This is a genomic window from Pseudomonas sp. MH10, assembly GCF_034353045.1.
Lineage (GTDB): Bacteria > Pseudomonadota > Gammaproteobacteria > Pseudomonadales > Pseudomonadaceae > Aquipseudomonas.
Genome location: NZ_CP133783.1, coordinates 238491 through 259583 on the forward strand (window position 1 = coordinate 238491; position 21093 = coordinate 259583).

Sequence of the window (21093 nt, forward strand, 5' to 3'; positions counted from 1 at the left end):
GGGGGCTGTATGGAGCACACAGATTCAACCCAGGCCGACTTCGAGTCGACCCTGAAGAAACACGCACACGAGTTGGTCGAAAGTCTTGAAAAAGGCCGATTTGGCGACGCGGTGCAACTGATCCATGAGCTGAACCAGACTCGCGACCGAGGTCTGTATCAGGAAGTCGGCAAACTGACCCGTGAGCTGCACAGTGCGATCGTCAATTTTCAAATTGACCCGAACATGCCGCAAGCCAAAGAAGTTTCGCAGATCACTGATGCCACCGAGCGTCTGTCGTATGTGGTCAGGCTGACCGAGAATGCCGCCAACCGCACGATGGACCTGGTAGAGGCAAGCACGCCATTGATGGGCGGGCTGGCGTCTGAAGCCAGCGCCTTGAGTGCCGATTGGGCGCGTTTTATGCGTCGCGAAGTCGGTGCCGAAGAGTTTCGCGAACTGGCTCGACGGGTCGAAGGTTTCTTGGCGCGTACAGAGAAAGACAGCCGCGAAGTCTCCGCCCACCTCAACGATATTTTGCTGGCTCAAGACTTCCAGGACCTCACCGGTCAGGTGATCAAGCGCGTTACGCAACTGGTTACGGAAGTGGAAAGCAACTTGCTCAAACTGGTGCTGATGGCCAGCCAGGTCGATCGCTTTGCAGGGATCGAACATGACCATCAATCGATCCGTACAGAACAAGATCAAGAAAAAAATCTGTCTCAAGGTGAAGGTCCGCAGATTCATGCCGATAAGCGTGAAGACGTTGTATCCGGTCAGGATGATGTTGACGATCTGCTATCCAGCCTGGGCTTCTAGGTCGATTGATTGAATTTTAGGGAGCACCCCAATGAGCTTCGGCGCCGATGAAGAGATCCTTCAGGATTTTCTGGTAGAGGCTGGCGAGATTCTCGAGCAATTGTCCGAGCAGTTGGTCGAGCTGGAAAGCCGTCCCGATGATGCGGAGTTGCTCAATGCAATTTTTCGCGGTTTTCACACTGTAAAAGGGGGCGCCGGCTTCCTCCAGCTCCATGAGCTGGTGGAGTGCTGCCACATCGCCGAGAACGTCTTCGACATCCTGCGCAAGGGTGAGCGTCGCGTTGATTCGGAATTGATGGACGTGGTTCTGGAAGCGTTGGACGCGGTCAATGCCATGTTCACCGAAGTGCGTGAACGCACCGACGTGACGGCGGCTACGCCGGAGTTGCTCGCGAAATTGGCGCGCCTGGCAGAGCCAGCACCCAAAGCGAGTGCTGTCGCCGCGCCCGTCAGCGTTGAGCCGACGCCGGTCGAAGCCACTGCGGACATTACCGATACCGAATTCGAACAATTGCTCGATTCGCTCAATGCGGTCAAAGCTCAGGCGGAAGCCTCTGCATCAGCCCCAGCAGTAGCAGCACCGGTCGCCGCCTACGCCGGTGGTTCGGCCGCCAGCGACGAGATCAGCGATGCTGAATTCGATTCGCTGCTTGATCAGTTGCACGGCAAAGGCAAGTTTGCCGCCGATGCAAAACCCGCTGCACCTGTTGCCACGCTCGCCGCGCCCGTCAGCAACGACATTAGCGACGACGAATTCGAAGCACTGCTCGATCAATTGCATGGCAAGGGTTCTTTCGCTGCCGACGCACTGACAGTGACCGCACCGGCCGCTGTCGCCGCGCCAAGTAAAGCGCCCGGTAGCGACCAGATTTCCGATCACGAATTCGAGTCACTGCTTGACGAGCTGCACGGCAAAGGCAAGTTCGAGCCCGAAGCGGTCGCAAAAATTGCCGCCGCTGCGCCCGCACCGGCCTCTAAGCCTGCTCCTGCGCCCGTGGTTGCGGCCGCGGTGCATGCGCCTGAGCCCGCCAGAGCGGTCGCTGCCCCGGCCAAAGCCGCGCCAGAAAAACCGGCAGCGTCCGAAGCTGAAACCACCGTACGGGTTGACACTGCACGCCTCGACGAAATCATGAACATGGTTGGCGAGCTTGTGCTGGTGCGCAACCGCCTGGTTCGTTTGGGCCTGAACAGCGGCGACGAAGCCATGTCCAAGGCCGTGTCGAATCTGGACGTGGTTACCGCTGACCTGCAGACCGCGGTGATGAAAACCCGGATGCAGCCGATCAAGAAAGTCTTCGGTCGCTTCCCGCGTTTGGTCCGAGACCTTGCGCGTCAGTTGAAGAAAGAAATCAACCTGGAACTGGTGGGTGAAGAAACCGACCTGGACAAAAACCTGGTCGAGGCCCTTGCCGACCCGTTGGTCCACTTGGTGCGCAACGCGGTCGATCACGGTATCGAATCGCCGGAAGAGCGCGAAGCCTCGGGTAAAGCCCGTTGCGGTCGTGTGATTCTGTCGGCGGAACAGGAAGGCGACCACATATTGCTGTCGATTTCCGATGACGGTAAAGGCATGGACCCGGCTGTTCTGCGTGCCATTGCCGTGAAACGTGGCGTGATGGACAAGGACGCCGCTGACCGCTTGAGCGAAACCGATTGCTACAACTTGATCTTCGCACCGGGTTTCTCGACCAAAACCGAGATTTCCGACGTGTCAGGCCGTGGCGTGGGCATGGACGTGGTGAAAACCAAAATCGCCCAGCTCAACGGTTCGATCAATATTTACTCGACCAAGGGCCAAGGCTCGAAAATCGTCATTAAGGTCCCATTGACCTTGGCGATCATGCCAACCCTGATGGTGATGCTGGGCAACCAGGCGTTCGCTTTCCCGTTGGTCAACGTCAACGAGATTTTCCATCTCGACCTGTCGCGAACCAACGTCGTCGATGGCCAGGAAGTGGTCATTGTTCGCGAAAAAGCGTTGCCGCTGTTCTATCTCAAACGATGGCTGGTCGCTTCAGCCGCCCATGAAGAACAACGTGAAGGTCATGTCGTGATTCTGTCCGTGGGTACTCAGCGCATCGGCTTTGTCGTCGATCAACTGGTGGGCCAGGAAGAAGTGGTTATCAAGCCGCTGGGCAAAATGCTCCAGGGAACGCCGGGGATGTCGGGCGCCACCATTACCGGTGACGGTCGGATTGCCTTGATTCTCGATGTACCGAGCATGCTCAAGCGCTACGCCGCTCGGCGTATTTGATTCTGGGGTTGCGGGTCGTGCTAAGCGCCCGCAATACCCTACGGAGTGTTTATGGTAGTTAAAGTGCTTGTGGTGGACGATTCTGGATTTTTCCGCCGCCGCGTCTCGGAAATTCTTTCTGCTGATCCCAATATCCAGGTTGTCGGTACGGCAACCAACGGCAAGGAAGCGATTGAACAAGCGCTGGTGCTCAAGCCTGACGTGATCACCATGGACTACGAAATGCCGATGATGGACGGCATCACGGCCGTGCGTCACATCATGCAGCGCATTCCGACCCCGGTCCTGATGTTTTCCTCGCTAACCCACGAGGGCGCGCGCGTCACTCTGGATGCGCTGGATGCAGGTGCAGTTGATTTTCTGCCAAAGAACTTCGAAGACATCTCGCGCAATCCAGAGAAGGTCAAACAACTGTTGTGCGAAAAGATCCACACCCTTTCGCGCAGTCGTTTCAGCGGCTATAGCACCCCGACACCGCAAGCCTCAGCGTCGTCCGTTTCGTCGTCCTCCAGTTCGACCTCAACGGCCAGCAGTTTCAGTAGCGCAACCACGGCTGCTCGTAGCACGCCGGCGCGTGCGGTCACGCCTCACGCGCCGGCGGCTCACTACTCGCCTGCTCCCAAGCGCAAAGCCTACAAGCTGGTCGCCATTGGTACTTCAACCGGTGGTCCCGTCGCACTGCAGCGTGTGCTGACGCAATTACCAGCCAACTTCCCGGCGCCCATCGTGTTGATTCAACACATGCCCGCAGCGTTCACCAAAGCGTTTGCCGAGCGTTTGGATAAGCTGTGCCAGATCAGCGTGAAGGAAGCCGAAGACGGCGATATTTTGCGTCCGGGCCTGGCGTTACTTGCGCCTGGCGGCAAACAAATGATGGTCGACGGTCGCGGAGCGGTGAAAATCCTGCCCGGTGATGAACGCCTGAATTACAAGCCGTGCGTAGACATCACCTTCGGCTCTGCCGCCAAGTCGTACGGTGACAAGGTTTTGGCGGTGGTGCTCACAGGCATGGGCGCTGACGGTCGTGAAGGCGCTCGCCTGCTCAAGCAGGGCGGTAGTCACATCTGGGCGCAGGACGAGGCGAGCTGTGTGATTTACGGCATGCCGATGGCGATTGTCAAAGCTGACCTCGCCGATGCGGTGTACGGCCTGGATGAGATTGGCAAGCACCTCGTCGAGGCATGCATCTGATGGATGTACTGAGTCTTATTGGCCTCATCCTCGCGTTTGTCGCGATCATTGGCGGTAACTTTCTCGAAGGCGGTCATCTGGCTGCGCTGCTTAACGGTCCGGCAGCGTTGATCGTATTGGGTGGCACCATGGCGGCGGCACTGCTGCAGTCGCCCATGAGTGCGTTCATGCGCGCCATGCAAATCGTGGGATGGATTCTGTTTCCGCCACGTATCGATCTGCCCGGCGGCATTGATCGCGTCGTTAACTGGAGCCTGACCGCACGCAAGGAAGGCTTGCTCGGACTGGAAAGCATCGCCGACTCAGAGCCGGATCAATACGCGCGCAAAGGTCTGCAATTGCTGGTTGACGGCGCTGAACCTGAAGCGATCCGAAGCATTCTGGAAGTGGATTTCATCACCCAGGAAACCCGCGATATTCAGGCCGCCAAAGTATTTGAAAGCATGGGTGGCTACGCGCCGACCATTGGCATCATTGGTGCCGTCATGGGGCTGATCCATGTGATGGGCAACCTGGCCGATCCGAGTCAATTGGGTAGCGGCATTGCTGTGGCGTTTGTCGCCACGATCTACGGTGTGGCCTCGGCCAACTTGATCCTGCTGCCCATCGCCAACAAACTCAAAGCGATCGCCGTCCGCCAGTCGCGCTACCGTGAAATGTTGCTCGAAGGCATTTTGTCCATTGCCGAAGGCGAGAACCCGCGTTCGATTGAATTGAAGCTGCAAGGCTTCATGGAGTGATGGATTAACCATGGCCCGTCGTCGTCGAGTTGAAGAGCACGATAATCATGAACGTTGGCTGGTGTCCTACGCGGACTTCATCACCTTGCTGTTCGCGTTTTTTGTGGTCATGTACTCGATCTCGTCGCTTAACGAAGGTAAATACAAGGTGCTTTCACAGGCACTCATCGGGGCCTTCAACGAGCCCGATCGCAGCCTCAAGCCGATTCCTATTGGCGATGAAAAGCCACTCACGATCACGCCCTCCAAGCCGTTGATCAAAGACAGCCAAGAGGTAGATGCCGGCCTCGCGCAGAGTCCGATTGCACCCTTGCAAACCATTGCCAACGACGTGCGCGATGGTTTTGGCGATCTGATCAAATCCAACCAGATGACCGTCAGGGGTAACGAGCTGTGGATTGAGATCGAGCTCAATTCCAGCATGTTGTTCGGCAGCGGTGATGCGATGCCCAGCGACGCGGCGTTCAATATCATCGAAAAGGTCGCGAAGATCCTGAGTCCGTTTGACAACCCGGTGCATGTCGAAGGCTTCACCGATGACCAACCCATCCGCACCGCTCAGTACCCGACAAACTGGGAGCTGTCGTCTGCCCGAGCGGCGAGCATCGTCCGCATGCTGGCGATTGACGGGATCAACCCGGCGCGTATGGCGTCAGTCGGTTACGGCGAGTTTCAGCCAGTGGCGCCCAACACCACCGTTGAGGGCCGTGCCCGCAATCGGCGCGTGGTGTTAGTCATTTCCCGCAACCTGGAAGTTCGTCGCAGCCTCACCGGCTCTGGCACTGCCAACGCCAAGCCGGACGCAGCATTAAGGCGTGCTGGCACACAAACTGCACCGCCCCGATTAATACCGCCGGTACGCGCGAACGCCGTCAATTCTCCGCCGCCCGCCTTATAGCCAATTCTCGGTAGGTCAATGGATTGCCGAGCGGAAAAAGCACCATGAGAGTCTGGGCAGTAGCTAATCAAAAAGGTGGGGTCGGTAAGACCACTTCTACCATCGCTTTAGCCGGTTTGCTGGCTGAGGCCGGCAAGCGCGTGGTCGTTGTCGATCTTGACCCCCATGGCTCCATGACCAGTTACTTCGGACACAACCCCGATACCCTCGAACACAGTGCTTATGACTTGTTTCTGCACAAGGGTTTGGTGCCAGAGGGGTTGCCCGGCCAACTGTTGCTGCCGACCAGCGATAACAATATTTCGCTGATGCCGTCGAGCACCGCCCTAGCTGTGCTTGAACGCCAATCGCCGGGACAAAGCGGTTTGGGTCTGGTGATCGCCAAAAGCTTGGCGCAGCTCTGGCAAGATTTCGATTACGCGATTATCGACAGCCCGCCGTTGCTCGGGGTGTTGATGGTCAACGCTTTGGCGGCCAGTCAGCAACTGGTGATCCCGGTGCAGACCGAATTCCTCGCCGTTAAAGGCCTGGAGCGGATGGTGAACACCCTGGCAATGATTAACCGTTCACGCAAAGTCGCGCTGCCTTACACCATCGTCCCGACCTTGTTTGATCGCCGGACGCAGGCGTCCATGGGCACGCTAAAGGTGCTGCGTGATAGCTACCCGGAACACCTCTGGAAAGCCTACGTGCCGATCGATACCCGTTTGCGTGACGCCAGCCGGGTGGGCGTGACGCCTTCGCAGTTCGACAATAAGAGTCGGGCCGTGCTGGCTTACCGCGCGCTGCTCAAAGATTTGCTGTCCCAACAACTTCTCGCGCAGGTCGCTTGAGGTGCTTATGGCTGAGTTGCCGACACATTCAAGTCGGGTGCCAACACGGCCGATAAACCCTAAAGGTCGTCTTTTCGGATCTGAGTCATGAACCGCCCTGTCGATATCGCAACACGGCCACAACTGGCGCTGCAGTCTTATCTGGATGCGTTGCTTTTCGACGCCACGCAAGAGCTGACGGTCAGTTCCGACCTGGATGAATTCCAGGCTGCGGTGCTCGAAGAGCAAGCCCGTGATGCGGTGGTTAGCGCGGCGTTGGCGGCGGTTGTCGTTGCTGTGCCTGTGCCGAGCGTGGTTCATGAGCTGGCGTTGCCCGCACCTGTGGCGCTTGTGCCCAAGGTGATCGAAGCGAAGCCAGTTGTTGAGCGTTCGGTGACCATGTTCAGCTCCGTGGTGGACGTGCCCGTTGCTTTGGCTCAGGGCACGCCACCGCCGTTGGCCAAAGACGGCCGCCCCGCGTGGGCTGCCGAGCCGTTCGAATGCTTGTTGTTCGACGTCGCCGGCCTGACATTGGCCGTGCCGTTGGTGTGCTTGGGCTCGATCTATTCCTTGGCCGGGACTGAGCTGACACCGTTGTTTGGCCAGCCGGACTGGTTTCTGGGGATCTTGCCCAGCCAAAGCGGCAACTTGAAGGTACTCGACACGGCGCGCTGGGTGATGCCTGACCGCTACCGCGACGATTTCCGCCAGGGCTTGCAATACGTTATTTCGGTTCAGGGTTATGAATGGGGGCTGGCCGTGCATCACGTCAGCCGCTCAATACGCCTGGACCCCAACGAAATCAAATGGCGCAGCCAGCGCGGCCAACGCCCCTGGTTGGCGGGCACAGTGATTGAACACATGTGTGCATTGCTGGATGTTTCCGAATTGGCCGAGCTGATAGCCAGTGGCGCGGTCAAGCAAATGGGCGTTATCAAATAATCATAGGGCGGCGCTCAGTGCCGTCTGTACAGCACACACTTGAGGGGTTAGGGGTATGAATAAGTCGTCAGCACAAGGTTCCGAAGATCCTATCCTGCAGTGGGTTACCTTCCGCCTGGATAACGAGTCGTATGGCATCAACGTGATGCAGGTTCAGGAAGTGCTGCGCTACACCGAAATCGCTCCTGTTCCGGGTGCGCCAAGCTACGTGCTGGGCATCATTAACTTGCGCGGTAACGTCGTGACCGTCATCGACACCCGTCAGCGTTTCGGTCTGGCCCCGGTTGAAGTCAGCGACAACACCCGCGTTGTGATCATCGAAGCGGACAAGCAAGTGGTCGGGATTCTGGTCGACAGCGTGGCAGAAGTGGTTTATCTGCGTCAGTCTGAAGTCGAAACCGCGCCGAACGTGGGCAATGACGAATCCGCCAAGTTTATCCAGGGCGTGTGCAACAAGAACGGTGAACTGCTGATCCTTGTTGAGCTGGACAAAATGATGTCGGAAGAAGAGTGGTCGGACCTGGAGAACATCTGATTGATTCTTGAGGCTGCGGTAATTTTCCTGGGCATCCTTTGGGTGCTCTCGTTGGTGCTGTTTCTGTCTTACGCCAAACGCCAGCGGTTATTGCTGACGCAACAGGCCGAAGACGACACGGTGCGTGATCAACGCATCCGAGAGTTGGCCAGACGTCTGGATAACTACCAGAGCGGCACCATTCGCATGGGCGAGGACTTGCACGAATTGCGCTCAGTCGTCGCGCCGCTGCCGGACAAGTTGAGCCAGCTTGAGCAGCGTGACCCGTCCACGCTGTCCTTCGCCCAAGCCGCCCGATTGGTCGGCATGGGTGCCAGCGTCGATGAACTGACCCAATCCTGCGGCCTGACCCAGGCAGAAGCTCGGTTGATGAGCAAAATGCACGAGTCGCCACGGCGCGGGTAGGGCACACGTCTACGGCCCCTATCCCTGTAAGGAGCCAACTCGTTGGCGAAGGTCCTTCGGACCTATCGCAGCCTTCGGCAGCTCCTACAGAATCTCTGAATTCCCCGCAAACATGCCTTTCAGGTGCTAGCCATCGCCATACGCGATGGCAGGCTCGTGAATGCCTGATATACGCGCCAAATCCCCGCTTTTAGTATTCATCCTACAGATTGCTCATCTCGCACCGCTGTCGCGAGTGAGTCCGCAAAAACAATAAGTCGATCACGACGAGATAATGCGATGAAAACCATGACTGCGAGACCGATTGCAGCACCGTCTACCACGACGGGCGCCAACAGCCTTACTCAGGGTGAACGCTACCTGACGCTTGGAGGCTCTTGGGCCGCCTGGTTATTCGACGCGCTGGACGCCACCGTGTTTGGCTTTGTCCTATTGGCCGTGGCGAAAACCTTTTCGGTCGGCATGGGTGAGGTGGTTTCCACTGTTGCCTGGTTCCTGCTAGCGACCGGTATTGGTGGTTTTTTCCTGGGCAATATTGCTGACAAGATCGGCCGCAAAAAAACTATGTTGTTGTCGGTGTTTGTCTACGGTACCGGAACCCTGTTGTGTGGTTACGCCGACAGCTTGTGGCAACTCAACGTCTGCCGCTTTTGTGTCGGTATCGCGGTGGGTGGGTTGTGGTCTGCAGCCGCAGCACTGGTCTCGGAGATCTGGCCGCCGGCCGGTCGCGCCAAAGCCTTCGCGGTGATGCAAACCGGTTGGTCGGGCGGTGGCCTTCTGGCAGCAATATTCGCGTGGACCTTTCTAAAGACCAGCGACCCCGAATCATGGCGCTCGCTGTTTATCTACGCCTCGATCCCAGCCTATTTCACGCTGGTGTTCATCATGCTGTTCGTCAAAGAATCGCCCGTTTGGCTGGCCAACCGCGAATTTATGCGCCAGAACGCCAAAAAAGGCCGGCTGATGGAGATCTTCAGTCCGCAATACCTGAAGCTGACCCTGCTCGGTTTGAGCATCTCGGTACTCGGCATGTACGGCTATTGGATCATCATGACCTTTATGCCCGCCTATCTGCAGAACATCCTCAACGTGCGAATTGATCAAGCACCGGTGTTTGTGATCTGGATCGGCATTGGCGCGACCATTGGTTACCTGGCGTATGGCTATTTAGCCGAAGCAATTGGCCGGCGTCTGTCGTTCGCGATTTTTTTCGCGGGGATGGCGATCATGGTGCCGGTGTTTGCCTACTCAGCGACGCTGATGCCATTGACTGACGGCAAACTGCTGTTCACCACCCAGAACGTGATCACCCTCGGCTCCCTGGCTGCATTGCTGGGCTTCTTTACCGGCTACTTCAGCGGTTTCGGTTCGTGGTATTCGGAATTGTTCCCGACCAGCATTCGTTCCACCGCGTCAGGTTTTTGCTTCAACTTCGGTCGTGTCGGCGCCATCGCCGGGATCAAGCTGGTACCGATTTTAATCCCGCTTGTTGGCTTCACTGCGACCATTTCTCTTGCCTCTGTTTCTTATGCGATCGCCGCCGTCCTGGTGTTCACGCTTCAGGAAACCAAGGGCGCTCAACTGACCAGCGGCAACTGACTTCTAGAGAAGGACTGAGTTATGAAAAATTTTCGTATCGGCCAAATCGTTCCAAGCTCCAACACCACCATGGAAACTGAAATCCCAGCGATGCTGACCTCGCGATACTCGCTGTTCCCTGAGGAGCATTTCACCTTTCACTCCGCGCGCATGCGGATGATGAATGTAAGCCCGGAAGAACTTAAAAGAATGGACATCGACAGTGACCGTTGCGCACTGGAACTGAGCGATGCCCGAGTCGACGTCATGGCCTATGCCTGCCTGGTAGCGATCATGTGCCAAGGCGCCGGTTACCACAAAGTCTCCCAGGCCCGCCTGAGTGAAACCGTTAAGAGCAACAATGCGCCGACCCCGGTGTTGAGTTCGGCGGGCGCGTTGATCGACAGCTTGAACGTGCTGGGCTACAAGAAAGTCGCGCTGATCACCCCGTACATGAAGCCGCTGACCCAACAAGTCATCGACTACATCGAAGCCGCCGGAATTGAAGTGACCGACTCGATCAGTTTGGAAGTCTCCGACAACCTCGCGGTGGGTCGTCTGGACCCGATGAATCTGGTGGCGCACGCCGATCGCCTGAATATAGGCCAAGCGGACGGCGTAGTGCTTTCAGCCTGTGTACAGATGCCATCGCTGCCGGCGATCCAAGTGGTCCAAGACCGTATCGACCTGCCGGTGTTGTCAGCGTCAGTCGCCACCGTTTACCAGATACTGAAAACCCTGGGCTTGAAAGCCCAAGTGCCAAACGCGGGTTATCTGCTTTCTGGCGCATTCTGAAGCCGACGTAAAGGGTTACCATCGGCGCAGTCCACACCGTTGAGCCTGTTGGCCCTTATGAAACTCGATCCCGTCTCGTTGCGTCTGTTTGTCAGCGTCATTGAAGAAGGCACGATCGCTGCCGCCGCCAAGCGCGAACACATTGCGGCTGCGGCGGTCAGCAAGCGTTTGAGTGAGCTGGAAGAGCTGCTCAACTCGCAGTTACTGGTGCGCACCAACAAGGGGATTACCCCGACGGCCGCAGGTATTTCCTTGCTGTACATGGCCCGTAGCGTGCTCAACAACTTGAATGAGATTGTCGTGCAGATGCACGATTTTTCCCACGGTCGACGCGGCTCTATTCATGTGCTCGCTAACATCTCAGCCATCACTCAGTTCATGCCCTCACTGCTCAAGTCGTTCATGGACCTTTATCCGCAGATTCAGATAACCCTGGAAGAAAAGCAAAGCCTGGCGATCACCAAGGGCGTCGCGGAAAACCTCGCCGACATCGGCGTATTTACTCAATTACCGCATGGCTCGGACGTAGAGGTGTATCCGTTCCGCACGGATCAATTGGTGCTGCTGGTCCCCGATGGCCATCCATTGGCAGCCCGCGACAGCGTGACTTTCGCCGACACCCTCGATTATGAATACGTGGCGTTACGCAGCGGCACCCATCTCAATTTTCAGATGATCAAAGCGGCCAGTGATGCAGGAAGATCGCTCAAGTTGCGGATGGAAGTGTCCAGTTACGACGCTTTATGCTTGATGGTTCAAGCGGGTATCGGGATCGGGATATTGCCTCAGGGCAGTGTCGATATTTATGCCATTGAGCATGCAAAAACCCTCACGCTGGACGAACCCTGGGCTACCCGCGAACTGACCTTGTGCGTACGCTCCCGGGAAGCGCTGTCGGTCACTGCGCGACTGCTGTTCGACCATATGCTGGCGTCGGAAAGCTGAAAAGCCTTACCGATCTGTAGGCGCCGACTTGTTGGCGAAGGGCTTGATGCGGTTTCTCAGGCGCTCGGCGTGATGTCCCGTTCCACTGGCTCGGCGTTAGGGTCACGGCCCGCAGGAAACTTGCCTTTCAGGTGCCAGGCAAACGCGATGATTTCGGCGATGGTGCGATAAAGCGCTTCAGGGATGCTGTCGCCCAATTCCATACGGGCCAGCAGTTTGACCAGTTCGGCGTTTTCGTAGATTGGCACCTCGTATTCCCGGGCGATGGCCAGGATGGTTTCGGCCAATTGGTCGTTGCCTTTGGCTGTGAGGGTTGGCGCTTGTTGCCCGTCGTAGCTGAGGGCGATGGCCTGACGCGGGGTGTGGTCGGATTGAGTCATCAGGCTTTCTCGTCGATCCAGCGTTGTTCAAGGGCGGTGCGCTGGCCTTGTGGCGGGGTGCCGCGATGGCAGGCCAACTCGCTGACGGTGATGCCAGACGCCACCAGACGCTCGCGCAGGTAACCCAATTCACGGCCGATCAGCTCGGCGCTTTGCGAACGCTCGGCCCACAACTGGCTAGACAAACTACCGCGTACCAGTTGCGCCTGGACTTGCAGCGGCCCTAGCGGCTCCAAATTGAATGCCAGTTCGACCCGCCAGAGCTTCTCTTTGGCGGGCTTGTTCGGGTTGTCGCTTTTCTCGGCACTCTCATCCTGATCCGACGTTTCTTCACGTTGGACTTTGACCTGTAGTGGCACGATGTCCTGCATATTGCGCATGGGAATTTCCAATTGCCACGTGGTCAACAGGCTTCCGTCGGCGCTGGTGCGGGTCTGTTCGAGCCCGGACAATTGATGGCTTTGCAGGCGCGAAATGGCCGCGGCGGTAAGCTTTAACAAGGTCTCAAGGTCTTCCGCATTCTCTGCGCCGAGGTGACGCGACGGAATCGGGAAACCACTGAGGTGCGGGCGTGCGCCTACCAACCCCAGCGTGCCCAACGCATTGCGAATAATGCTCGGCATGACCCGGGCCATGCTATTAGCGGCCGCTGCGGCGTCGTAATCGGTGTTGTCAGGAACGTTCGGCAGGATCTGCGCAATCAGCCTTAATAAATTGGCTTTCAGGTCTGGACCGGCGGCCACGGTTTGGCCGCCGAGGAGGTTGGCTTCAAGAAACACGCCGCTGCCGCTCAAGGCCTGCGCGACGACTTTGGGGTCACTTAATTGTTGAATATCCGGCAGATCGGCCAACAACGTATCGATGCTCTCTTGCAGCGCGGGTGGCAAGCTTTGGTTTTGCTGAATGTTCTGCAGCATCTTGAACAAACCGTCCAGTGAGCCTTGGCGGCTTTGCTGGGTGCTGAGCTGCTGGGAAACCGCCACTTGATCCAGGTGCGTGCTCAGTTGTACGAAACTCAAGGACTGCGGCCCCTGGATCTGAGCGTTGAGTTGGCTACCAACTGCCAATGGCTGGGGGCTGTCCACCGTCAGGCTGGTGCCGGCGAGAACGGTGTTGATCAGGGTGATGATGTTGCGAAACAGCGCAGGCTGACCCTGACCCTGACCCTGACCCTGAGGCAATGGCAATGGCTGGCTGCTCTGCACAGTGCCTTGCAGCAAGGTGCCCACCGGCAATTGTTTGGTGTCGATGGTCAGTAAGCTGGCAACCGCCGAACTCAAGCTCTGTTGCACAGTAATGGCCAGGCTGCTGGGCGTGGGCTGCGACACCAACAAATTAGCGCCCACCGGCAACGGCTGCGGGCTGATGGCTTGTATCAGGGTTTGACCGCCGCTCACCAGGTTTAGCCGTAACAGCAACTGAAACGCCTGATCCACGGGTTTTGTCGTGACGACTTCTGCGGTAACGATTTCGCCCGCCGCCAACAATCCCGCCGCAGGTTGAAGCAATTTGAGAACGTCACTCGGCGCAACCCCAGCCTTAATGAGCACTGCGGCAGGGGAGAGCGGTGGGAGGCTGCTAATGTCGCCAGTCATGGAGAGTTACAACCTGTGGAAATTGCCCTCTTGAAAGTAGGACATGACATGTATAATGCCGCCCCGTCTAGGAGGGTGCGGATAAAAATTTAAGTCACCCCTCCTTTCGGGTAGGTGCACGTTTAAACGTCATCAGTATAACGGCCGGTTTTTAGCCGACTTGAACCGCTTAGCCCTTGATCATCAAAGAAAGGTCAGCCATGTCCAGCCCGCTTCTAGAAGCCGTGGCGCTTGCTTGCGAGCGTGACTGGCGGATGCTCTTCGAGAACCTCGAACTGCGTCTGTCTGCCGGCGATATGCTGCAAATAAGCGGCCCGAACGGTAGTGGTAAAACCAGCCTGTTGCGGTTGCTGGCCGGGCTGATGCAGCCGACGGCGGGGGACGTGCTGCTTAACGGCCAGCCGCTGGTGACGCAGCGGACCGAGCTGGCGCGCAACCTGCTGTGGATCGGCCACGCTGCCGGTATCAAGGACCTGCTCACCGCCGAGGAAAACCTCACATGGCTGTGTGCCTTGCACCGTCCCGCCCACCGCGACGATATTTGGCGCGCGCTGGAGTCGGTCGGTTTGCGCGGCTTCGAAGACGTGCCTTGCCATACCTTGTCGGCAGGCCAGCAACGGCGCGTCGCGTTGGCGCGTCTGTACCTCGATAGCCCGCCGTTGTGGATCCTCGATGAACCGTTCACCGCGTTGGACAAACAAGGTGTGGCTCAACTCGAAACGCACCTGGCGGCACATTGCGAGCGCGGCGGCATGGTTGTGTTGACCACTCACCATACGCTGGGCCATATGCCTGGCGGTTATCGAGACCTTGATCTGGGGCAGTGGGCGGTATGAGTCATGTGTTTACCCTGATGGTCGCCCGTGAAGCACGTTTGTTATTTCGTCGTCCGGCGGAATTGGCTAACCCGCTGGTTTTTTTCGCAATCGTGATCGCCTTGTTCCCGCTGGCCGTCGGCCCGGAGACTCAATTGTTGCAAACCTTGTCGCCGGGATTAGTCTGGGTGGCAGCGCTATTGTCAGTCCTGCTCTCGCTTGACGGGCTGTTTCGCAGTGATTTTGAAGACGGTTCACTGGAGCAGTGGGTCCTTTCGTCGCACCCCCTGGCTCTTCTAGTTTCAGCCAAGGTGCTGGCACACTGGGTGTTTTCCGGACTGGCGCTGGTGCTATTGGCGCCGTTATTGGCATTGATGCTGGGTTTGCCCAGTGAATGCCTGCCTGTATTGTTGCTCTCGCTGCTGCTGGGTACGCCGGTACTAAGCTTGCTCGGCGCGGTGGGTGCGGCATTGACCGTCGGCTTGAAGCGCGGCGGATTATTGTTGGCGTTATTGATATTGCCGTTGTACATCCCGGTATTGATTCTGGGCAGCGGCGCGTTACAAGCGGCGCTGCATGGCATGCCCGCCACCGGTTACTTGCTTTGGCTTGGCAGCCTGACCGCTTTGGCAGTAACCCTGACACCTTTTGCAATAGCCGCTGGCCTGAAGATCAGCGTCGGCGAATAATTGAGGTTGGATCATCGCCGCCCGAGGGCGCTGATCAATAAAGACCCTGAAAGTACTGTGATGAAAGGCAGCGTGATGAAAAGCAACATCAGTTGGACCTGGTTCCACAAGCTGGGCTCACCTAAATGGTTTTACGGTATCAGCGGGCGCATGCTGCCCTGGCTGAGCATCGCCGCCGTGTTGCTGATCGGTATCGGTCTGGTATGGGGCCTCGCCTTTGCGCCGCCGGACTATCAGCAGGGCAACAGTTTTCGCATCATTTATATTCACGTTCCGGCCGCCATGGTCGCCCAGTCCTGCTACGTGATGTTGGCCGTGGCCGGTGTGGTCGGGCTGGTCTGGAAGATGAAAATAGCCGATGTTGCGCTGCAGTGTGCTGCTCCCGTGGGGGCCTGGATGACCGCCGTGGCGTTAGTGACTGGCGCCATCTGGGGCAAACCGACCTGGGGTTCGTGGTGGGTGTGGGATGCGCGCCTGACATCGATGTTGATTCTGTTGTTCCTGTACTTCGGTCTGATTGCCCTCGGCAACGCCATTACCAACCGCGAGAGCGCCGCCAAAGCCTGCGCGGTACTGGCGATTGTTGGCGTGATCAACATACCGATCATCAAATACTCGGTGGAATGGTGGAGCACCTTGCACCAGGGCGCGACCTTCAGCCTCACGGAAAAACCGGCGATGCCGGCCGAGATGTGGCTGCCGTTGCTGTTCATGGTCTTGGGGTTCTATTGCTTCTTTGGCGCAGTGCTGTTGCTGCGCATGCGCCTTGAAGTCCTAAAGCGCGAAGCGCGCAGCAGTTGGGTCAAGGACGAAATCATGAAAAGCCTGAATCAAGTGCCCGTCAAAGGAGTCGTACAGTGAGTTTCGACTCGTTTGGTGATTTCTTGGCCATGGGCCGTCATGCCCTGTATGTCTGGTCTGCGTATGGCATTTGCCTGTCGGTATTGGCTCTAAACGTCGCGCTGCCGGTCTTGGCCCGTCGGCGTTACTTGCAACAAGAGGCGCGACGTCTGCGCTGGGAGAATCAGAAGTGAATCCGCTGCGTAAGAAGCGTCTGTTGATCATTGTCGGAATACTGGCCGGAGTGGGCGTCGCCGTCGGCCTGGCCTTGAGTGCGCTGCAACAGAACATCAACCTGTTCTACACCCCGACTCAGATCGCCAACGGCGAGGCCCCGGTTGATGCGCGTATTCGCGCTGGCGGCATGGTGGAAAAAGGTTCGTTGCAACGCTCCGGCGATTCCTTGGACGTCAAATTCATCGTCACCGATTTCAATAAGTCGGTGACCATTACCTATCGGGGCATTCTTCCTGACCTGTTCCGTGAAGGGCAGGGCATCGTCGCCTTGGGCAAACTCAACGCCGATGGCGTGGTAGTCGCCGATGAGGTACTGGCCAAGCACGATGAGAAATACATGCCGCCTGAAGTGACAAAAGCATTGAAAGACAGCGGCCAGTCGGCGCCCGTATCGTCTTCGTCGACCTCTCTACCATCGAAACAGGGCTGACCCCATGATTCCTGAGCTCGGCCATCTGGCCATGATTCTGGCGCTGTGCCTTGCCATCGTGCAGGCCAGCGTGCCCTTGATCGGCGCTTGGCGCGGTGACCGTCAATGGATGAGCCTGGCCCAGCCAGCGGCCTGGGGGCAGTTTGCCTTCTTGGTGTTTTCCTTCGGCTGCCTGACGTACTCATTCATGACCGACGACTTTTCGGTCGGCTATGTGGCCAATAACTCCAACAGTGCGTTGCCGTGGTATTTCAAATTCAGCGCCGTATGGGGCGCACACGAAGGCTCGTTGTTACTGTGGGCGTTGATCCTCGGTGGCTGGACCTTTGCGGTATCGATCTTTTCTCGTCAACTGCCGCAGATCATGTTGGCGCGGGTATTGGCCGTGATGGGCATGATCAGCGTGGGCTTCCTGCTGTTTTTGACACTCACCTCCAACCCGTTTACGCGGATCCTGCCGCAAATCCCCGCAGATGGTCACGACCTTAACCCCTTGCTGCAAGACATTGGCCTGATTGTGCATCCGCCGATGCTGTACATGGGTTACGTCGGTTTCTCGGTCGCCTTCGCATTTGCCATTGCTGCGCTGCTCGGCGGGCGTCTGGACGCTGCATGGGCGCGCTGGTCACGTCCGTGGACGATCATTGCCTGGGCCTTCCTTGGCGTCGGCATCACCCTCGGTTCCTGGTGGGCTTACTACGAACTCGGTTGGGGCGGCTGGTGGTTCTGGGATCCAGTGGAAAACGCCTCGTTCATGCCTTGGTTGGTCGGCACGGCGTTGATCCACTCGCTGGCGGTGACTGAGAAGCGCGGTGTCTTCAAAAGCTGGACCGTGCTGTTGGCGATTGCGGCGTTTTCGCTGAGCTTGTTGGGCACCTTTCTGGTGCGTTCCGGGGTGGTGACGTCGGTCCACGCGTTTGCTTCTGACCCCGCCCGTGGCGTGTTCATTCTGATCTTCCTGCTGATCGTGGTCGGCGGCTCGCTGACCCTGTTCGCGTTCCGTGCCCCGGTGGTGAAAAGCCACGTAGGTTTCTCATTGTGGTCCCGTGAAACCCTGCTGTTGGGCAATAACCTGATCCTGGTCGTCGCCGCGTCAACGATTCTGTTGGGCACCTTATATCCGCTGGCGGTGGATGCGATGAGCGGCACCAAAATGTCGGTGGGCCCGCCTTACTTCAACGCGTTGTTCGTGCCCTTGATGGCGTTACTGATGGCAGTGATGGCCGTCGGTATGTTGGTGCGCTGGAAAGACACCCCGGTGAAATGGTTGCTGGGCATGTTGGCGCCAGTTTTGGTCGGCAGCGCGTTGCTGGCGGGAGTCGCTGCGTTCGTGCTGCATGACACGCAATGGGGTTCCCTGGCGACCTTCATGCTCGCGGCGTGGGTCTTGCTGGCCGGTGTTCGCGACATCCTCGACAAAACCCGCCACAAAGGCCTGATCAAAGGCGTTCGTGGTTTGACCCGCAGTTATTGGGGCATGCAGGTTGCGCACATCGGCATCGCCGTCTGTGCGTTGGGCGTGGTGCTGTCCAGTTCCAACAGTGCTCAGCGGGATCTGCGAATGGCGCCGGGTGATTCGTTGTATTTGGGTGGTTATGTCTTCCAGTTCGAAGGCGCCAAGCATATTCAGGGCCCGAACTTCACTGCCGACCAAGGCACTATTCGCGTCCTCGAAGGCGGCAAGCAAGTGGCGCTGCTTCACCCGGAAAAACGCTTGTACAGCGTGCAGCAATCGATGATGACTGAAGCCGGTATCGACGCGGGCTTCCGCCGTGATCTGTACGTGGCCCTCGGTGAACCGCTGGAGAATGGCGCGTGGGCTGTGCGCCTGCACGTCAAACCGTTCGTGCGCTGGATTTGGTTCGGCGGATTGTTCACTGCTTTGGGCGGCCTGATGGCGGCGTCGGACCGTCGTTATCGAGTCAAAGTCAAAAGCAAAGTGCGTGATGCGCTGGGCCTGACGGGGGCCACTGCATGAAGCGCTGGATTCTGTTGATACCGCTGGCCTTGTTTTTGGGCGTGGCGGCTTTTCTCTATCGCGGCCTGTACCTTGACCCTGCCGAGTTGCCGTCAGCGATGATCGGCAAGCAGTTCCCGGCGTTTTCCTTGCCTGACGTGCAAAGCGGCAAAGTCATAACCCAGGCTGATTTGCTGGGTAAGCCGGCGCTGGTCAACGTCTGGGGCACGTGGTGTATCTCCTGCCGCGTCGAGCATCCGGTGTTGAATAAGTTGGCGCAGCAAGGCGTGGTGATTTATGGCATCAACTACAAAGACGTCAACGTTGATGCGCAGAAATGGCTGAAGGATTTTCATAACCCTTACCAGATCAACATCAACGATGAGGCCGGTGGCCTCGGTCTGAACCTGGGGGTGTACGGCGCGCCGGAAACCTTCCTGATCGACAGCAAGGGCGTTATTCGTTACAAGCACGTCGGCGTGATCGACGACGTGGTTTGGCATGAACAACTGGCCGGCCTGTATCAAGGCCTGGTAGATGAGGCCAAACCATGAAGCGTTGGTTAGCCGCAGCGGTTCTCAGTGCAGGGCTGGCGGGTGTCGCCCAGGCCGCCATCGATTCATATGAATTCAAAGACGAGGCTCAGCGCGCGCGTTACGCCGACCTGACCCGAGAACTGCGTTGCCCGAAATGCCAGAATCAAGACATCGCTGACTCCAACGCGCCCATCGCCGCCGACCTGCGTAAAGAGATTTATCGGATGCTAGGCGAAGGCCAAAGCAATCAGCAGATCATCGACTTCATGGTTGATCGCTACGGCGATTTCGTGCGCTACAAACCGGCGCTCAATTCGGGGACCTGGCTGCTTTGGTTTGGCCCGGCGGGCTTACTGTTGGGCGGCGTGTTGGTGATCGGCGTCATGATCACGCGCCGACGCGGCAAGCGCGCCGAAGATGCAGATGTTCTTTCCGACGAGGAGCGTCAGCGCCTCGCCCACCTGTTGGATAAAAACCACGAATGATTGATTTCTGGCTAGCTGCCGGCCTGCTGTTGCTGGTGGCCCTGAGTTTTTTGTTGATCCCTGTTCTGCGTGGTCGTCGCGCTCAAAGTGAAGAGGATCGTACCGCGCTCAACGTTGCCCTGTATCAGGAGCGTGTGGCCGAGCTAGTGGGTCAGCAGGAGGAGGGCGTGCTCTCTGACTCGCAAATGGATTCCGGCCGTGCCGAAGCCGCGCGTGAGTTGCTGGCCGACACCGAAGGCGCCGATATCTCGCGCTCGGCGCGCTTGGGCAAATCATTACCGTTGCTGGCGGCGGTGCTGGTGCCGGTCCTGGGCTTGGCGCTGTACCTGCATTTCGGTGCCAGTGACAAGGTCGAACTGAGTCGCGAATTCGCTCAGGCGCCAACGTCCCTGGCGGAAATGACTACACGCCTGGAGCGTGCGGTAAAGGCTCAGCCGGATTCGGCGGAAGGTTTGTACTTCCTGGCGCGCAGTTACATGGCGCAGGACCGGCCTGCGGACGCGGCAGTTCTGTTTGAACGTTCGGTCGGATTGGCCGGGCGTCAGCCAGAACTGCTCGGGCAGTGGGCTCAAGCGCTGTATTTCGCCGGTGACAAAAAGTTCTCGCCGCAGGTCCAGGCGCTGACCACCGAAGCGCTTAAAGCCGATCCCAATGAAGTCACCAGCCTCGGGCTGTTGGGGATCGCTGCCTTCGAGGGCGAGCGCTATCAGCAAGCCATGGATTACTGGAAACGCCTGTTAGCGGTGTTACCGGCGGATGATCCTTCCCGCTCAGCGCTGGAAGGTGGCATTGCCCGCGCTGCCGAGAAACTTGGCAGTGGCGCTGCAGTCGTTGCGACACCTGTGGTCGCGGTCAAGGCGCCAGAGACGTCAGCGGTTGAAAGCAGGGTGCCGGCACTGATCAAGGTTCATGTTGACCTCGCCGAAGCCCTCAAAGCCAAGGTCCAACCCGGCGACAGCGTGTTTATCTTTGCCCGCGCCACCTCCGGCCCGCCCATGCCGTTGGCGGTCAAGCGCCTGACCGTGGCTGACCTGCCCGCTGAAGTCGAACTGGCCGATGCGGACGCGATGATGCCGCAACTGAAACTGTCGAACTTCCCTGAAGTCCAACTGGTTGCGCGCATCTCCCGCGCCGGCCAAGCGACAACGGGTGAGTGGATTGGCCGCAGCGCGCCCCTGTCCAGCAGCACCACGGAGCTGCAAGCGCTGACCATCGACAGCCCGGATCATTAAAGAG

At 58.0% G+C, this 21093-nt stretch carries 23 protein-coding genes; 21 read left to right on the forward strand and 2 right to left on the reverse strand.

Going from position 1 to position 21093, the window contains the following annotated elements:
* Window positions 1–9: 9 nt before the first annotated feature.
* From RHM59_RS01070 to RHM59_RS01125, 12 genes are all read left to right on the forward strand, one after another.
* Window positions 10–798 (forward strand): protein phosphatase CheZ, encoded by a 789-nt coding sequence (locus tag RHM59_RS01070; protein WP_322168514.1) that lies wholly within the window; start codon window positions 10–12, stop codon window positions 796–798.
* 31 nt (window positions 799–829) lie between these two features.
* Window positions 830–3052: a chemotaxis protein CheA gene (locus RHM59_RS01075; RefSeq protein ID WP_322285756.1), complete on the forward strand. Its 2223-nt coding sequence runs from the start codon at window positions 830–832 to the stop codon at window positions 3050–3052.
* Between the two features lie 51 nt (window positions 3053–3103).
* Window positions 3104–4243: a chemotaxis response regulator protein-glutamate methylesterase gene (locus tag RHM59_RS01080; RefSeq protein ID WP_322168517.1), complete on the forward strand. Its 1140-nt coding sequence runs from the start codon at window positions 3104–3106 to the stop codon at window positions 4241–4243.
* Window positions 4243–4983, forward strand: a complete 741-nt coding sequence (locus RHM59_RS01085) for a flagellar motor protein (RefSeq protein ID WP_322168519.1) — start codon at window positions 4243–4245, stop codon at window positions 4981–4983. The genes RHM59_RS01080 and RHM59_RS01085 overlap by 1 nt, the downstream gene beginning before the upstream one ends.
* A gap of 10 nt (window positions 4984–4993) precedes the next feature.
* Window positions 4994–5881 carry a flagellar motor protein MotD gene (gene motD, locus RHM59_RS01090; RefSeq protein WP_322168521.1) on the forward strand — a complete coding sequence of 296 codons (888 nt, stop codon included), beginning with the start codon at window positions 4994–4996 and terminating at the stop codon, window positions 5879–5881.
* A 44-nt stretch (window positions 5882–5925) separates the two neighbouring features.
* Window positions 5926–6714 carry a ParA family protein gene (locus RHM59_RS01095; protein ID WP_322285757.1) on the forward strand — a complete coding sequence of 263 codons (789 nt, stop codon included), beginning with the start codon at window positions 5926–5928 and terminating at the stop codon, window positions 6712–6714.
* A gap of 87 nt (window positions 6715–6801) precedes the next feature.
* Window positions 6802–7635: a CheW domain-containing protein gene (locus RHM59_RS01100; RefSeq protein ID WP_322168524.1), complete on the forward strand. Its 834-nt coding sequence runs from the start codon at window positions 6802–6804 to the stop codon at window positions 7633–7635.
* A gap of 55 nt (window positions 7636–7690) precedes the next feature.
* Entirely contained in the window at window positions 7691–8170 is a 480-nt protein-coding gene (locus tag RHM59_RS01105) for a chemotaxis protein CheW (protein WP_322168526.1), read from the forward strand.
* The gene (locus RHM59_RS01110) at window positions 8171–8575 is read left to right on the forward strand and encodes a DUF2802 domain-containing protein (RefSeq protein WP_322168528.1); all 405 of its coding nucleotides are present in this window, start codon (window positions 8171–8173) and stop codon (window positions 8573–8575) included. It abuts the gene before it with no gap.
* Between the two features lie 279 nt (window positions 8576–8854).
* Complete coding sequence (locus RHM59_RS01115; protein WP_322285758.1) at window positions 8855–10174, forward strand: MFS transporter; 1320 nt, start codon at window positions 8855–8857, stop codon at window positions 10172–10174.
* Between the two features lie 21 nt (window positions 10175–10195).
* Complete coding sequence (locus tag RHM59_RS01120; RefSeq protein WP_322285759.1) at window positions 10196–10948, forward strand: Asp/Glu racemase; 753 nt, start codon at window positions 10196–10198, stop codon at window positions 10946–10948.
* 57 nt (window positions 10949–11005) lie between these two features.
* Window positions 11006–11893 (forward strand): LysR family transcriptional regulator, encoded by an 888-nt coding sequence (locus RHM59_RS01125; protein ID WP_322285760.1) that lies wholly within the window; start codon window positions 11006–11008, stop codon window positions 11891–11893.
* 56 nt (window positions 11894–11949) lie between these two features.
* Here RHM59_RS01125 and RHM59_RS01130 read toward each other — a convergent pair whose 3' ends face one another.
* Window positions 11950–12273, reverse strand: a complete 324-nt coding sequence (locus tag RHM59_RS01130) for an EscU/YscU/HrcU family type III secretion system export apparatus switch protein (RefSeq protein ID WP_322285761.1) — start codon at window positions 12271–12273, stop codon at window positions 11950–11952.
* Entirely contained in the window at window positions 12273–13868 is a 1596-nt protein-coding gene (locus tag RHM59_RS01135; protein WP_322285762.1) for a flagellar hook-length control protein FliK, read from the reverse strand. The genes RHM59_RS01130 and RHM59_RS01135 overlap by 1 nt, the downstream gene beginning before the upstream one ends.
* Window positions 13869–14068: 200 nt before the next feature.
* Here RHM59_RS01135 and ccmA point away from each other — a divergent pair, with 200 nt between their 5' ends.
* The 9 genes from ccmA (at window position 14069) to ccmI (ending at window position 21089) form a co-directional block, all read left to right on the forward strand.
* Window positions 14069–14704: a cytochrome c biogenesis heme-transporting ATPase CcmA gene (gene ccmA / locus RHM59_RS01140; protein ID WP_322285763.1), complete on the forward strand. Its 636-nt coding sequence runs from the start codon at window positions 14069–14071 to the stop codon at window positions 14702–14704.
* Window positions 14701–15372, forward strand: a complete 672-nt coding sequence (gene ccmB / locus RHM59_RS01145) for a heme exporter protein CcmB (RefSeq protein WP_322168538.1) — start codon at window positions 14701–14703, stop codon at window positions 15370–15372. Before ccmA ends, ccmB begins: the two co-directional genes overlap by 4 nt.
* A gap of 75 nt (window positions 15373–15447) precedes the next feature.
* On the forward strand, window positions 15448–16233 hold the full coding sequence (locus RHM59_RS01150; protein ID WP_322168540.1) for a heme ABC transporter permease: 786 nt from the start codon (window positions 15448–15450) through the stop codon (window positions 16231–16233).
* The gene (gene ccmD / locus RHM59_RS01155) at window positions 16230–16406 is read left to right on the forward strand and encodes a heme exporter protein CcmD (protein WP_322168542.1); all 177 of its coding nucleotides are present in this window, start codon (window positions 16230–16232) and stop codon (window positions 16404–16406) included. Before RHM59_RS01150 ends, ccmD begins: the two co-directional genes overlap by 4 nt.
* The gene (ccmE, locus tag RHM59_RS01160) at window positions 16403–16879 is read left to right on the forward strand and encodes a cytochrome c maturation protein CcmE (protein ID WP_322168544.1); all 477 of its coding nucleotides are present in this window, start codon (window positions 16403–16405) and stop codon (window positions 16877–16879) included. The genes ccmD and ccmE overlap by 4 nt, the downstream gene beginning before the upstream one ends.
* A gap of 4 nt (window positions 16880–16883) precedes the next feature.
* Entirely contained in the window at window positions 16884–18857 is a 1974-nt protein-coding gene (locus RHM59_RS01165) for a heme lyase CcmF/NrfE family subunit (RefSeq protein ID WP_322285764.1), read from the forward strand.
* Window positions 18854–19390, forward strand: coding sequence for a DsbE family thiol:disulfide interchange protein (locus RHM59_RS01170; protein ID WP_322168550.1), 537 nt, complete (start codon window positions 18854–18856; stop codon window positions 19388–19390). The genes RHM59_RS01165 and RHM59_RS01170 overlap by 4 nt, the downstream gene beginning before the upstream one ends.
* Complete coding sequence (locus tag RHM59_RS01175) at window positions 19387–19857, forward strand: cytochrome c-type biogenesis protein (protein WP_322168553.1); 471 nt, start codon at window positions 19387–19389, stop codon at window positions 19855–19857. Before RHM59_RS01170 ends, RHM59_RS01175 begins: the two co-directional genes overlap by 4 nt.
* Window positions 19854–21089: a c-type cytochrome biogenesis protein CcmI gene (gene ccmI / locus RHM59_RS01180; RefSeq protein WP_322285765.1), complete on the forward strand. Its 1236-nt coding sequence runs from the start codon at window positions 19854–19856 to the stop codon at window positions 21087–21089. Before RHM59_RS01175 ends, ccmI begins: the two co-directional genes overlap by 4 nt.
* The last annotated feature ends 4 nt before the right edge of the window (window positions 21090–21093 follow it).